This window comes from Nocardia sp. CWNU-33 (assembly GCF_046764895.1).
In the GTDB taxonomy this organism is placed as follows: domain Bacteria; phylum Actinomycetota; class Actinomycetes; order Mycobacteriales; family Mycobacteriaceae; genus Nocardia.
Map to the genome: position 1 here is coordinate 507,413 of NZ_JBKOQN010000001.1, position 14,018 is coordinate 521,430.

At 65.7% G+C, this 14,018-nt stretch carries 14 protein-coding genes; 4 read left to right on the forward strand and 10 right to left on the reverse strand.

Annotated features, from left to right (window positions below; genetic code table 11):
• The first annotated feature begins 87 nt into the window (after positions 1-87).
• Positions 88-2,310, forward strand: a complete 2,223-nt coding sequence (locus tag ACLMAL_RS01715; RefSeq protein WP_411997449.1) for an LCP family protein — start codon at positions 88-90, stop codon at positions 2,308-2,310.
• 111 nt (positions 2,311-2,421) lie between these two features.
• On the opposite strand, the gene ACLMAL_RS01720 is transcribed toward ACLMAL_RS01715, so the two are convergent.
• Genes ACLMAL_RS01720 through ACLMAL_RS01735 form a run of 4 tightly spaced genes read right to left on the reverse strand, consistent with a single transcriptional unit; the run spans position 2,422 to position 5,343 of the window.
• Complete coding sequence (locus ACLMAL_RS01720) at positions 2,422-2,649, reverse strand: hypothetical protein (RefSeq protein ID WP_411997450.1); 228 nt, start codon at positions 2,647-2,649, stop codon at positions 2,422-2,424.
• Between the two features lie 29 nt (positions 2,650-2,678).
• Positions 2,679-3,095 carry a Rieske (2Fe-2S) protein gene (locus ACLMAL_RS01725; RefSeq protein ID WP_411997451.1) on the reverse strand — a complete coding sequence of 139 codons (417 nt, stop codon included), beginning with the start codon at positions 3,093-3,095 and terminating at the stop codon, positions 2,679-2,681.
• The gene (locus ACLMAL_RS01730; RefSeq protein ID WP_411997452.1) at positions 3,092-4,273 is read right to left on the reverse strand and encodes a ZIP family metal transporter; all 1,182 of its coding nucleotides are present in this window, start codon (positions 4,271-4,273) and stop codon (positions 3,092-3,094) included. The genes ACLMAL_RS01725 and ACLMAL_RS01730 overlap by 4 nt, the downstream gene beginning before the upstream one ends.
• Positions 4,274-4,278: 5 nt before the next feature.
• Positions 4,279-5,343 (reverse strand): multicopper oxidase domain-containing protein, encoded by a 1,065-nt coding sequence (locus ACLMAL_RS01735; RefSeq protein WP_411997453.1) that lies wholly within the window; start codon positions 5,341-5,343, stop codon positions 4,279-4,281.
• 303 nt (positions 5,344-5,646) lie between these two features.
• Between ACLMAL_RS01735 and phoU the strand changes: the two genes are divergently transcribed.
• Positions 5,647-6,309 carry a phosphate signaling complex protein PhoU gene (gene phoU / locus ACLMAL_RS01740; protein WP_411997454.1) on the forward strand — a complete coding sequence of 221 codons (663 nt, stop codon included), beginning with the start codon at positions 5,647-5,649 and terminating at the stop codon, positions 6,307-6,309.
• 168 nt (positions 6,310-6,477) lie between these two features.
• On the opposite strand, the gene pstB is transcribed toward phoU, so the two are convergent.
• The 6 genes from pstB to ACLMAL_RS01770 all read right to left on the reverse strand — a co-directional run bounded on the left by pstB (position 6,478) and on the right by ACLMAL_RS01770 (position 12,259).
• Positions 6,478-7,254, reverse strand: coding sequence for a phosphate ABC transporter ATP-binding protein PstB (gene pstB / locus ACLMAL_RS01745; RefSeq protein WP_328408829.1), 777 nt, complete (start codon positions 7,252-7,254; stop codon positions 6,478-6,480).
• An 18-nt stretch (positions 7,255-7,272) separates the two neighbouring features.
• Positions 7,273-8,175, reverse strand: coding sequence for a phosphate ABC transporter permease PstA (gene pstA / locus ACLMAL_RS01750; RefSeq protein ID WP_411997455.1), 903 nt, complete (start codon positions 8,173-8,175; stop codon positions 7,273-7,275).
• Entirely contained in the window at positions 8,175-9,146 is a 972-nt protein-coding gene (gene pstC, locus ACLMAL_RS01755) for a phosphate ABC transporter permease subunit PstC (protein WP_328408826.1), read from the reverse strand. Before pstC ends, pstA begins: the two co-directional genes overlap by 1 nt.
• An 88-nt stretch (positions 9,147-9,234) precedes the next feature.
• Positions 9,235-10,350, reverse strand: a complete 1,116-nt coding sequence (gene pstS, locus ACLMAL_RS01760; RefSeq protein WP_411997456.1) for a phosphate ABC transporter substrate-binding protein PstS — start codon at positions 10,348-10,350, stop codon at positions 9,235-9,237.
• 245 nt (positions 10,351-10,595) lie between these two features.
• Positions 10,596-11,489 (reverse strand): mycothiol synthase, encoded by an 894-nt coding sequence (gene mshD, locus ACLMAL_RS01765; protein WP_411997531.1) that lies wholly within the window; start codon positions 11,487-11,489, stop codon positions 10,596-10,598.
• Between the two features lie 2 nt (positions 11,490-11,491).
• On the reverse strand, positions 11,492-12,259 hold the full coding sequence (locus tag ACLMAL_RS01770) for a response regulator transcription factor (RefSeq protein WP_328408822.1): 768 nt from the start codon (positions 12,257-12,259) through the stop codon (positions 11,492-11,494).
• Between the two features lie 239 nt (positions 12,260-12,498).
• On the opposite strand from ACLMAL_RS01770, the gene ACLMAL_RS01775 reads away from it, so the two are divergent.
• Positions 12,499-13,314, forward strand: coding sequence for an LmeA family phospholipid-binding protein (locus tag ACLMAL_RS01775; RefSeq protein WP_411997457.1), 816 nt, complete (start codon positions 12,499-12,501; stop codon positions 13,312-13,314).
• The gene (locus tag ACLMAL_RS01780; protein WP_411997458.1) at positions 13,311-13,748 is read left to right on the forward strand and encodes a thioredoxin family protein; all 438 of its coding nucleotides are present in this window, start codon (positions 13,311-13,313) and stop codon (positions 13,746-13,748) included. The genes ACLMAL_RS01775 and ACLMAL_RS01780 overlap by 4 nt, the downstream gene beginning before the upstream one ends.
• The last annotated feature ends 270 nt before the right edge of the window (positions 13,749-14,018 follow it).

A 14,018-nucleotide genomic window follows, 5' to 3' on the forward strand; every position in this document is an offset into this window, starting at 1 on the left:
GTTATCATTGGCGGAATCGGTCATGCCGGGCGAACCCGGCTCGGACTCGATAAGCCATGCGGCGTAGACGAAAAGTGAGGTTCGTTGGTGGGTGACGATCGGCACGGGCGTTCGCCTCGGCCCGGAGATCGCGCCCCGTGGGAGCGGTATCCCACGGCGGATTACAACGAGCGTGACGACACGCGGTCATCCCGGCGGTCCAGGCATACCGACGCCGAATCCGGCTCGGCACCGCTGACAGTTCAGGACCTCGTCCAGAAGGTCGACAACGAACGCGGCGGCCGCAGGCGCAGGGCGGCCACCGAGGGCGAAGCCGCGCCGACCGGCCGGCCCGCCCGGCGTCCCGAGACCGCGCGGCCCGCCGACAGCGCGCCCCCGCGCGAATCCGGCACCCCGCAAGCACGGCCCGCAGGCAGCGCGCCCCCACGTGAATCCGGCACCCCGCAGGCCCGGCCCGCAGGCAGCGCGCCGCAACGACCGACCGAACCGGCGCGGCCGGCAGGCGTCACCGGCGCCCGCCGTGCAGTGGCCTCTCCCGTCGTCGACGACATCGCGGGCACACCGTCCGCCGCCCGCCCCGCCGCCCGGCGCACCGCCGAGGACCCCAGGCGATCGGCACCGTCCGCACCCGGCGCACAGGAACCACCCGAGGTCGTCACCGACATCATCCCGCCGGTCAACGAACCCGCCAAGACCAAACGCCGCGGTGCTGGATGGCCGACGACCGAATCCGATAAGCGTGATCGGGCCGCACAACCGAAGGCCGTCGGCAATCCACCGCTGTCGCGGCTCGCGGCGTCCAAGCAGCGCCGCAATAAGCGGCTTCAGGTCGCCGGACGCGTCAGCGGTTCGATCTGCGCGGCGGTCGCGCTCCTGATCACCGGCGGCGGCTGGAGCTATATGAACGCGACCGCCAACAGCTTCAACCAGGTCAATGCGATCGACGACAACTCCGAAGACGTCGTCGACTCCGGCGCACAGCTCGGCGACGAGAACTTCCTGCTCGTCGGCACCGACACCCGCGCGGGCGTCAACGGAAAGCTCGGAGCGGGCACCGTCGACGACGCCGAGGGTGCGCGCGCCGATACCGCCATGCTGGTCCATATCCCCAAGAACCGCTCGCGCGTCGTCGTCGTGTCGTTCCCGCGCGACCTCGACGTCACCCGACCGCAGTGCAACGGCTGGGACAACGACAAAGGCGAAAACACCCAGGAAACGTTCCCGTCGGCGATCGGCGACAAGCTCAACGCCGTCTATGCTCTTGGCGGCCCCAAGTGCCTCGTCACAACGATTCAGCGACTCACCGGCAGCACCATCAATCACTTCATCGGCATTGACTTCGCCGGCTTCGAAGCAATGGTCGATCAGGTCGGCGGTGTCGAGGTCTGTGCACCGAAGCCGGTCAAGGACGAAATTCTCGGCACTGTCCTCGAGACAGCGGGCAAACAGCGGATCAACGGTGAGACCGCGTTGAATTATGTGCGCGCCAGGCATGTCTACGGCGAGGAGCGCAGCGACTACGACCGCATCGCCAGGCAGCAGCGGTTCCTCGCCTCACTGCTACGCGGTGCCCTGTCCAGCAGGGTGCTGTTCGATCCGGGCAAATTGAACGGTTTCATCAAGGCATTCACCGACGCGACCTTTGTCCACAAGGTCGATACGAACGATCTGCTGACTCTCGGGCGGTCCCTGCAGAAGATGGATGCCGGGGCAGTGACCTTCTTGACCATCCCGACCGCGGGCACCACCTCCTACGGCAACGAGATCCCGCGCGAGTCCGACATCAAGGCCATCTTCAAGGCGATCCGAGACGACCAACCGCTGCCCGGGGAGAAGAAGGTAGCGCCCGCGCCCGGTTCGATCCCTTCGGCTCCCCCCACGCCGCCGAAGCTGATCGCCGTGGATCCGAGCACGGTGTCACTGCTGGTCTCCAATGGCTCGACCACGGTAGGCGCGGCGAACAAGGCAGCCACCAAATTCGGCAACCAGGGCTTCCCGATCTACAACACCGCCAACTACTCCCTCGGCAACTCGGAGGTGGCCTCCAAGATCCGCTACGGGGCCGGACACGAGGCCGAAGCGGCCACGGTGGCCAGCTCGCTACCCGGAGCGACGATGGAGCAGTCGAGCGATCTCGGCGGCATCATCGAAGTAGTGATCGGCGCCGACTACACGGGCAACGTCCGCCCGCCGACACCGGTGGGCGATCCGATCTCGAACGTCAACATCAGCACCTCCTCGTCCCCAACACCGGTGACACTTCCCTCGGACCTGGAACACGTCAACGCTGCCGACGAAACCTGCAAGTAGCAGCGGCCCGAGCCGAGGTGAACACACGTGCCTCGGGCAGGTGGTCTGCGATGGTATGCACAGACGCCTGTCCCGGTGCGCAGACGCATCTTCGGGCATTGTCGGCCCTCGCTATCGGACGACTATCTCGGTGGCTTCGATGGCAACAGTCCGAGCGGCCAGTGGCTCGCGGACCAGGCCACGCAGCACCGAACCATCGGCGATGCTGAATTTGCTTCCGTCACAGGGATACTCGATGGCCCGCCGTGCCGCCGCAGCACCGCGCCGGACCGCGGTCGTCGACGACATGGTGATCTCGTCACTGTTGTGGACGACGATTTGGCGCCACGCAACGAGCACGCGGCAGACTCACCTCCAGACAGCGGTGTTCATCTGACGACGATCTCGGTCGCTTCAATAGCGACAGTCCGGGCGGCCAATGGTTCGCGAGCCGGGCCACGCAGCACCGAACCGTCAGCGATGCTGAATTTGCTTCCGTGACAGGGACACTCGATGGTGTCGCCGATTTCGGCGACGGCGCAGCCCTGGTGGGGGCAGACGGCCGAGAAGGCGCGGACCTCACCGGGGGTCGGCTGGGTCACCACCAGACCTTGCTGTGGAAATATCCGTCCGCCGCCGATCGGAATCTCGGCCAGCGAAACCCGCAAGGGCCCGGAATACGCACTGCCGCTTGCACATCCGGCGGCAACTAGAGCGGCGGCAGCGCCGGCTCCGAGCAACACGCCGCGCCGCGTGCACCCGGCGCACGGCGGTGGATCGGAATGCGGTGTGGCACCGTTGTTCATGCGGCCACCAGCAACCCGGTCGAGTACATCACCAGCAGTCCGACCGCGACGCCACCGAGTGCCATCGCGTCGAAACTCCGGCCGGCCGATTCACGCAGGCTGGGGGCGATCTGCACGATGACCTGGATGATCGCGCCGACGCCGACGCCGAGCAGCAGGGCGGACAGCTCGGCATTGTTCACTGTCGCACCGAGAACGGCGCCCACGATGGCGGGGCCTCCGGCGATCAGTCCGAGACCGAGCAGGGTCAGCAGTGGTGGACGTCGCTCGGTCAGTGGTGACACGACCGCGAGGCCCTCGGTGGTGTTCTGGATGGTGAAACCGATGACCAGGAAGGTGCCGAGCGCCAATTCGCCTACGGCATAGGCGGATCCGATGGCCAACCCCTCGCCGAGGTTGTGCAGGCCGATACCGATGGCGATCATCAGCGCCAGCCGCACGCCGGCACCGCCCGCGGCCTCGGCGGCTCGGCGGCGGTTGCGCAGCCACTGATCCACCGCGGTCAGTCCGAGGAAGGCAAGACCCGCGCCGAGCACGACCAGGGCCGTGCCGCCGAACGCACCACCGGAGCGGCCCGCGAGCTCGAAGCCTTCGCTGGCGCCTTCCCACGCCAGAAACGCCAGCAGACCCACCGTCACGGCGAGCAGCACCCGCACGACTCGGCTGCCCGCGACCCGCATGACGGGCAGAAACAACATGCCGAGCACGACGGGGACGATGCCGACGTAGGTCCCGAGCAGCGCCATCAGGCCGAAGAACGACGCGTTGGGTTCCGGTGTGGTGACGGCCAGGGGGACGTCGTGTTCGATCACCAGACCGGTCGAGGTCAGCATGGAGATCTTGTAGGGCTGGCCGTCCTGCCACGGATAGTCCAGTCGCAACCGGGCCGAGGCCAATCGGCCGATCGGCTCGGTCGGGCCGGTGAAGTCGATGTATGCGTCGTTGACGAAAATCTGGGCGATCGACACCGCGTCGGGCCCGGTATTGCGCACCGTCAGCTCGATTACACCGGGTGTGAGTGTGGTGTGCTCGACCGCGATCTCTTCCACGGGCGGGCCGGTCCGTTCGGGCAGGGTGCGCCCGCCGAGCAGGGCCAACCCGGCCAGTGCGATCGCCAGGAGGGCGACCGAGATCAGTCCCAGAATCCAAGGCCTGCGGGTGTGCGCGGTGGCGGTCATCGCGATTACTCCGTCACCTCGAACATGCCCATCCAGCCGAGTTCGGCGAACTCGGTCTTGTGAGCGTGGAACATGTACTGCCCCAGGTGCGGGAAGCGCAGCTCACAGATACCGCGCTGGCCTTGCCCCTGCACGATGGTGTCGGTGTATTCCGTTGGCTGCAACCGGGTTCCGGTGGGGTAGTAATCGAAGAAGTTCCCGTGGATGTGGAAGCTGTTGATGGGGTCGTACTCCAGCACGTTGACCAGGTAAATGCGCACCAGTTGGTTGCGCTTCACCCGGACCGGCTCGTGCATGAAGTGGAACGGAATCCCGTTGACCGCGTAGAGCTGGTTGCCCTCGCCATCGAAAGTCGTGTTGTAGCCGTGCATCACCATCACCATTTCGTCGGCCTGCGGCCGGGGCTGCGGCGGATCGACGATGAAGGTCCCGTACATGCCGCGGGCGATGTGTTCGGCCAGTGGGCCGACATGACAGTGGAACAAGTGCAGTCCGAACGGTGTCGCGTCGAACTCGTAGGTGAAGCTCTCGCCCGGGTTGATGACGCCGCGACCGATACCTGGAATGCCATCCATCTCGGCGGGGTGGATGCCGTGGAAATGCAGCGTGTGCGGGTGGTGCGAGCCGTTGGTGAAATGGACCCGCAGCAGATCGCCCTCGCGGCAACGCAGGGTCGGGCCCGGGATCCGCGAGTTCAGCGTCCACGCCGGGAAACGCACTCCCGGCGCTATCTCTATGTCCTCGTCACTGGCGAAGACCTCCCATTCGCGCACGGTCCGACCGTCCGGCCGCGTCGAGGTCTTGCCGTAGTCGAAATCACGGAGGACCTCGGTCGGGTCGAACCCGTTAGCGGCGTGATCGACGACTGCGCCCTTACGGAACGTCGGCCCGTCGACCCCGCCGCCGTGCGCACTCGTATTCGGATGGTGTGCGGGGTGTCCGAGTGGGGCCGGCGGCGAGTCCGCGGTGGCTGGGCCGTAGTCGCGCAGCGGCAACGCTCCGAGTGCGAGGCCCGTCGAAGCCGCGACGGTGCCGCCGAGCATGAACCGGCGCCGTGTTGAAGATGTCATCCCAGCCTGTCGTAATTAGAGCGAGCGATTTCCATAGTTTGGCAGGCCAAAAATAATCTTTCAATAGTCCGAATACGAACTGGTCGCCTGGTCATGACGGGTCCGATGTGCGGCAAAACAGCGATGGTCACATCGAATTCGATCCCGGACACGCCGCGGTTCGATATCGCACCCGCGGATGCCGCGCACAATGCCAGAACCAGGGCACTGCTCTCAGCTGCGGCAACACCAGCGCAAACGACTGGCACCACTCATTAACCCTGTGTTCGTGACTAGGTCAGTGCAGGGCACTAGTGTCTGATCATGCGTGTCATCTACAACGAGCAAATGGCCGATCTTGCCCACCTGCTGGGCGAGATGGCCGGCCTGGCGGGTTCGGCCATGGACCGGGCCACTCAGTCACTGCTCCAGGCCGACCTCTCCCTTGCCGAGTCGGTGATCAGCGAATACGACCGGATCGCGGAAATGATCCAGGACGCCGAAGAGAAGGCGTTTGCCCTGCTTGCGCTGCAGGCGCCCGTCGCGGGCGATCTACGACAGGTGGTCAGCGCCATCCAGATCGTCGCCGATGTGAACCGGATGGGCGCACTCGCGCTGCACGTCGCCAAGGTCACGCGACGCCGCCACCCCAACCATGCCCTGCCGGAATCGGTCAACGGCTACTTCGCCGAAATGGGCCGCATCGCGGTGAACATGGGTGCGGGCGCCAAAGAGGTACTCGAGACCCGTGACCCGGAGCGTGCGGCGCAGCTCAACGAGGACGACGAGGCGATGGACGACCTGCACCGTCACCTCTTCACGTTGCTGATGGATCGCGACTGGAAGTACGGCGTCGCCGCGGCCGTCGACGTGACGCTGCTGGGCCGCTACTACGAGCGCTTCGCCGACCATGCCGTGGAGATCGGCCGCCGCGTGATCTTCCTCGTCACCGGTGTCCTCCCCGCGGACCCCGACGCCGAAGCGTAACCGCCTCGCCGGTTTTCCCGCCGCCGCCCGGCTCGCATTGCGAGCCGGCGGTCGAGGCGCGCATGAGTTCCGGGCGTACCCGGGTACCTACGAAATCAGTTGTTGCGCAACACGCTCGAGCACGACAAAAGGTCCGCACATCGAGTGCGGGCCTTTGTCTGTCCGTGCTTAACCGAAGCGGCCGGAGATGTAGTCTTCCGTCGCCTTCTGGCCTGGGTTGGAGAAGATCTTCTCGGTGTCGTCGATCTCGATCAGCCTGCCGGGCTTACCCTGCGCCTCCAGGTTGAAGAAACCGGTCTGGTCACTCACGCGCGCGGCCTGCTGCATGTTGTGGGTGACGATGACAATGGTGAATTCCTTCTTCAGCTCGGTGATGAGGTCCTCGATCGCCAGGGTGGAGATCGGGTCCAGCGCCGAGCACGGCTCGTCCATCAACAGCACGTCCGGCGAGACCGCGATCGCACGCGCGATGCACAGCCGCTGCTGCTGACCACCGGAGAGGCCGCCGCCCGGCTTGTCGAGCCGGTCCTTGACCTCGTTCCACAGGTTGGCGCCACGCAACGAGCGCTCGGCGACCTCGTCGAGCTCCTTCTTGTTGCGCACGCCCTGCAGCTTCAGCCCGGCCACCACATTGTCGCGAATCGACATGGTGGGGAACGGGTTCGGCCGCTGGAACACCATGCCTATGGTGCGGCGCACACCCACCGGGTCGACCTGCGAGCCGTAGATGTCTTCGCCGTCGAGCAGCACAGCGCCCTCGACGCGAGCGTTCGGGGTGACCTCGTGCATCCGATTGAGCGAGCGCAACACGGTGGACTTACCGCAACCCGACGGCCCGATGAAGGCAGTCACGCTGCGCGGCAGCACCGACAGCTTGACATCGGCAACCGCATGGAATTTGCCGTAATAGATATTCAGGTCTTTGACGTCGATCCGCTTGGCCATCTGAGTATCCGTTCGCTTCTATCGGTTCCGCGTGAGCAGCTTGTTGACGACCGCCGCGGCCACGTACAGCAGCGCGATGATCAGGATCAGCGTCAGCGCCGCACCCCACACCCGCAGTCGGCCTGCGGGTTCCGGGTTCGACAGCTCTTGGTAGATCAGCAGCGGCAGCGAGGCCATATTGCCGTCGAAGAGGTCGGTGTTGATCGACTTGCTGTAGCCGACGAGCACCAGCACCGGCGCCGTCTCGCCCATCACGCGGGCAAGGGCGAGCAGAATGCCGCTCAGCATGCCGGGCAATGCGGTCGGCACGACGATCCGCAGGATCGTCTTCCACTTCGGAATACCTAGAGCATACGACGCCTCGCGTAACTCGTCGGGCACCAGCTTCAGCATTTCCTCGGTGCTGCGCACGACCACCGGCAGCATCAGCAGCACCAACGCGAGAGACACCGCGAAGGCGCTCTGCGGGAAGCCGAACGTGGCGATCCACAGCGCGAAAATGAACAGCGCCGCGACAATCGAAGGCACGCCCGCGAGGATGTCCACCATGAAGGTGGTGGTCTTGGCCAGCCAGCCGCGCCCGTATTCCACCAGGTAGACCGCGGCCATGATGCCCAACGGCACCGCGATGACCGCGGCCACCGCGGTCTGCACGACGGTGCCGTAGATCGCGTGGTAGACACCGCCCGCGAACTGATCGGGCAGCACGCCCTTCTGCGACTTCTCCCACCAGCTCAGCGAGGTGATCGCCTCGAAGCCCTTGGTCACCACCATGAGCAGGACCCAGACCAGCGGCACGAGCGCGATGGCGAAGCAAGCCCAGACCACACCGGTGGCAATGTTGTTGCGTATCCGGCGGCTCGCGCTGACATGACGGAAGGTCGGCGCCTTGACCGGCTTGTCGAGTGTCGTCGTGGTCATTATCCGTTCACCCTTCCACCGGCCACCAGACGTGCCAGCGCGTTGACGACGAAGGTCAGCGCGAACAGCACGAAGCCGGCCGCAATGTAGGCGCCGGTCGGCAGCGGCGAACTGAATTCCGAAGCCGCAGAGGCGATCTTGGAGGCAAAGGTGAAGCCACCGTCGAACAACGACCAGTGCCCGGCCTGTGCGGAGGTCCGCAGCACGAGCAGCACCGCGATCGTCTCGCCGAGGGCGCGACCGAGGCCGAGCATGGAGCCCGCGATGACACCGCTGCGCCCGTAGGGCAGCACCGTCATCCGGACCATCTCCCACTTCGTCGCACCGAGCGCGTGGGCGGCCTCGATGTGCGCGGCGGGAGTCAGATTGAAGACCTCACGCGAGACCGAGGTGATGATCGGCAGGATCATCACCGCGAGCACCACGCCCGCGGTGAAGATCGTGCCGCCTCCGGAGATCGTGACGTTGCCGTCGGAGAACAGGAACAACCAGCCGAGGTTCCGGTTCAGGAACGTCTCCACCGGCTCCAGCTGGGGCGCGAGCACGAGCACGCCCCACAGGCCGAAGACGATCGACGGCACCGCGGCGAGCAGGTCGACCAGCATCGCGAACGGACGCGCCATCGTCTTGGGCGAGTAATGGGTCAAGAACAGCGCGATGCCCACACCGACGGGCACCGCGATTACCAAGGCCAGCATCGAGCTCAGCACCGTGACCATGAGCAGGTCGCGGATGCCGAAGCGCAGATGGTCGGCGTTGTTGGTGACGAACTCGGTACTGGCGAAGAAGTTCGCCTCGTTCGCCATGACCGAGGGCCACGCGCGGATCAGCAGGAACAGCGCGATCAGCGCGATGGCGGCGACAATGGTGGCACCGGCTGCCGTGGCCAGCGACCGGAAGATGATCTCGGCCCGCTGGCTGTGTGCAGGACGAACCTTCTTGGCCGGTTCGGTGCTCGGTTCACTCGGCATAAGGGAAGTATCTCCAGCCGCCCGCGGGCCCGTCGAGTCCGACGAGCCCGCAGCGGTCACCTCAGGGTGCACGGTCATGACGATGCGATCAGGAGATGGCGTTGATCGCGGTGGTCAGCTTGGTCTTGAACTTGTCCGGGATCGGGATGTAGCCGCTCTCGTCAAGGCCCTTCTGGCCGTTGGTGGTCGCCGAGGTCAGGAAGGCCTTGACCGCCTTGGCAGTATCGGCATCGGCGTACTTCGAGCACACGATCTCGTAGGTGGGCAGGATGATCGGGTAGGCGCCCACCTCGGTCGGCTTGTAGAACGAGCTGGTGTCGAGCACCAGGTCGTTGCCCTCGCCCTTGAGCTTCACGCTGTCGATGGCCTTGCCCGCGGACGCGACGGTCAGCTTGACCGGGTCCTTGCTCGCGGAGGTGACGATCTGCGCGATGGACAGGTTCTGCGACTTCGCGAACGACCACTCGTTGTAGGTGATCGAGTTCTTGGTGCTCTTGATCGCGGCCGAGGTGCCTTCGTTGCCCTTCGCGCCCTCACCGACGCCGCCGGCGAAGACCTTGCCCGAACCCTTGCCCCACGCGCCGTCGGATGCCGCATCGAGGTAGAGCTGGAAGTTGTCGGTGGTGCCCGACTCGTCGCTGCGGAAGATCACGGCGATCTTGTCCGAGGGGAGCTTGGCGTTCGGGTTCAGCGCCTTGATCTCCGGGGCATCCCACGTGGTGACCGCGCCGTTGAAGACCTTGGCCGTGGTCGGGCCGTCGAGCACGAGGTCGGTGACGCCGTCGATGTTGTAGGTCACGGCGATCGGGCCGAAGACGGTCGGCAGGTTCCATGCCGGGGCGCCGCAGCGCTCCTGAGCCTTGGCAGGCTCTTCCTTCTTGGCGCTCAGCGGCGAATCGGAGCCACCGAAATCGGTCTGGCTGCCGAGGAACTCGTTGACACCGGCGCCGGAGCCACTCGAGGTGTAGTTCAGGGTGTTGCTATCGCAGTTGGCCTCGTAGGCAGCGATGAAACGCTCCATGGCGTTCTTCTGCGCCGACGAACCGCTGGCCTTGAGGGCCTTCTTGCCGCCGCAGGCGACGCTGGTGTTGGCGGCGTTGCTGGTGTCGCTGGTCGAGGAGTTGTCGTCGCTGCCACAGGCGGCGAGAGTCATCGCTCCGACGGCCAGCACGCCGACGAAGGCGCTGCTGCGCTTGAAGTTCACTATTCCTCCGGGGAATCACGTCCGACACGCCCGGTCCCTCACCGGCCCGGGCGGGTGTTGTGGTGCCGTTCGCGAGGAACTTGCGCACCAGGCAGCTGCGCCGCCCATAAGTAACGTAGATTCGCCCGGTTGACAGTTGGACCAAGCTGAGTGAACGCCGAGTGAACAGCCCGGCGCGATTAAGCCCGGCAGGTGTGAGATTTGCCCCAGTGTTACTCGAGCAACCCCACCGGGTTGCTTTCTATTCAGTCACGGGCCGCATAGGCGACATCGACATGCGCGGGAGCGAATCCGAGCCGGGTGTAGGTGTGCACGGCCGCGGTGTTGTCGGCCTCGGTGTAGAGCAGCACCTCGGCGAGATCGCGTTCGCGCAGGTAACGCAGTCCGGCGAGAGTGAGCAGGCGGCCGAGCCCGCGACCCTGCGCCGCCGGATCGATGCCGACCACGTACACCTCGCCGATCGCCGGGTCCTCGTCGTAATGCACCTTGGTCCAATGGAATCCGAGCACACGACCGGGATCGGCGGCAGCGGCCGCGATGAACAGGCCCTTCGGGTCGAACCACGGCTCGTTGCTACGGACCTCGATATCGCGCTCGGTCCAGCCGCCCTGTTCCGGATGCCAGGCGAACGCGGCCTTGTTCACCCGCAGCAGTTCGGCGTCGTCGGCAGGACCCGCGTAGGTGCGCAGCACGATCTCCGCCGGGACCTCCAGCTCGGGTAGCTCAGGTGTAGCCAAAGCGCGTCGCATCTGCCACAGCTCGCGCGCGGTCACCAAATCCAGGCGGGCCGCGACGGCCTGCGCCTGGGGCCGATTGCCATGCGCCCAGACCCGAGTGCCGGTGCCGCCTGCGGCGAGCGCTGCGTTGACGAGCTGGGTCCCGATGCCGTGGCCACGAGCGGCCGGGTCGACCGCGACCTCGGCCATCGCCGGGTGCTCACCATGCGCGGGAACCAGATTCGCGTATCCCGCGATCGTGCCGTCGTGATGCACGATCAGGTGTCGTGCGTCATCGGCGGCGGTCAACGACAACACCGCCTGCTCGGAGATCGGGGCGACGCCGTCGGCGACGGTCGCTCGGTCGAGCAGTTCACGCACCGAGCACGCAGCATCGGCATCGACTTGTTCGATCCAGCGCATCGTCACTGCGGCACGGAGCCGTTCACGGGCGCGAACGGAGCTTCGTCGGTACCCTCGGTCTCATCCTCATGGAACGGGACCGGCTCACCCTTGGCGGCCGACCTGGACGGCCGCACCGCCTTGTAGCCGACATTGCGCACGGTGCCGATCAGCGACTCGTATTCACTGCCGAGCTTGGCGCGCAGGCGACGCACGTGCACGTCGACCGTGCGGGTGCCACCGAAGAAGTCGTATCCCCATACCTCCTGCAGCAGCTGGGCCCGGGTGAACACCCGGCCCGCATGCTGCGCAAGGTACTTGAGGAGTTCGAATTCCTTATAGGTGAGATCGAGCGGGCGCCCACGCAGCCGAGCGGTGTAGGTGCCCTCATCGATCACCAACTCACCGAGGGTGATCTTGCCGGTGTTCTCCGGGCTTGCCACACCACCGGTTCGACCGACCAGCAGCCGCAATCGGGCGTCCAGTTCGGCGGGCCCGGTGCCGGGCAGCAGAATGTCGTCGAGGCCCCAATCGGCGTTCACAGCCACCAGGCCACCCTCGGTGAGCACAGCGACGACAGGCACCGACGAACCGGTGCTCCCGAGCAGTCGGCACAGGCCGCGCGCGGCGGCCAGGTCGGTGCGCGCGTCGACAAGTGCCACATCCGCGGTGCCTGCTTCCAGCAGGGACGCCACCTCGGTCGGTGCCGGACGCACGTTGTGCGCCAGCAGCGCGAGCGAAGGCAGTACCGACTCGGGGTTGGGGTCGGAGGTCAACAGGAGCAGCTCCACAAAGCCCTCCTCCCATCTCGTCGCTCCGACGACAACAGCAGTAACCGCCGAAGCCACGTCGCTAATCACAGGTAATCGGTGCAAGATTAGCGCGTGAACCCCGATTACCACGCCATCCGGGTAAGCAACGCATAGGCAATACCCAGAACAAGCTGCCAGTTGGGCGGCCGCCTCGCCTTCGAGCTGCTCGGCGCGACTGGCGACGGACTCCGTCCGGCAGTGCTATTAGGGTTGGGTCCATGCGCAAGCTGATTATCGGGCTGCTGGTTCTCGCGGGACTGGTGGTCGTCATCGATTTCGGCGCCGCCGCTTACTCCGAGTATCGCGTATCGCGCGCTCTGCGTGAGGGCGCCGATCTCATCGCCGACCCCCAGGTGACCATCTACGGGTTCCCCTTCTTCGGCCAGGTGCTCGAGAGTCGATTCCAGAATGTCGACATCCGCGCACGTATCGTGCGCCCGGACATCCCCGGCGAAGTCTCGGCCGAGGCGACGTTGACCGGAGTGCATCTGCCGCTGGGCGATCTCGTCGACAGCAGCGTGCGCCGAGTCCCGGTGGAGCGGGTCGAGGGCAGGATGCGTCTCGAGCCCACCGAGCTGGGCAGGCTGTTCAAAATCCCGGACCTGCAAGTGCATTCGCGACCTGCGGATAAATCCGACGGAACGGGCGGATCGGGCGGATCCGGAATGACGACGGCGGGCGCACTGGTGCTCACCGGCACGCTGCCCGGCACACCGCTCGCCTCGACCGTGCCCGGCGCGCCGCTGGGTGGTGACAAGGTCAGCGTGCAGGCGGATCTGCTGCTCGACGGTGATCAGGTGCGGATCGTCGCGACCGGTTTCTACCGCGGCACCAGCACCGAACTCACCCCGACCGCGGTCGTCCCCGAAGCCGACCGACCGGCGGTGCTGGAGCTGTTCACGCGCACCATCGACACGAAGGAATTACCCTTCGGTCTGCGGCCGACGAAGGTCTCCGCACAAGGCGGCCAGATCGTTGTCGAAGGCAAAGGGGAGAATGTGACGATCGACCTGGATAGATTGCAGCGGCCATGATCGAAATCACAATATTGGTGGTGATGGTGCTTGCCGCACTGGCGGTCGGCACGGCGCTACGGCGCAGGGACGGGAAATTGCGTGCCGCCGACACGCTCACACCGACCGAGGCGGCGCGCACCGAATTGCTCGCCGCCGCCGGAGTGAGCGGTGCGGGGCCCGCAGTGCTGCATTTCTCCGCCGACTGGTGCGGCCCGTGCGTGGCGGTGCGCCGGGTGGTCGCCGGAGTAACCGAAGGTCTGTCGGATGCGCCGAACCCGCCGCTGGACATCGAGATCGATATCGATGCCGAACCCGCGCTGGCCAAAGAGCTGAATGTGCTCTCATTGCCGACCACCTTCGTCTTCGACAGGGAGGGCAGGGAGCGTTTCCGTATCTCCGGCGTCCCGAAGACTGCCGATCTACACACCGCACTCGAGCCGCTGACGGTGTAAAAACAGGGCCTGAAAAGGCTCTATAGCCGATGTGACGAACCCGGGGTCCAATTCCCCCTCGAAACCGGGTAAACTGCCTTTCGTGCAATCCGACCACGAGCTGATGCTCACCCGACGCCGCACAGTTGATCTGTGTCGCCTCGGTGGTTGTTGCTGCCTGTGCCGCTGACCGGTCGGTCCGTTCAGATTTCCTGACGCCGACCTTTGTCCGCCGTGCGAGTGATCTCTTGATCCCCCGGCGAACTGGCAATTTTTCAGCCGTCAGAGTCA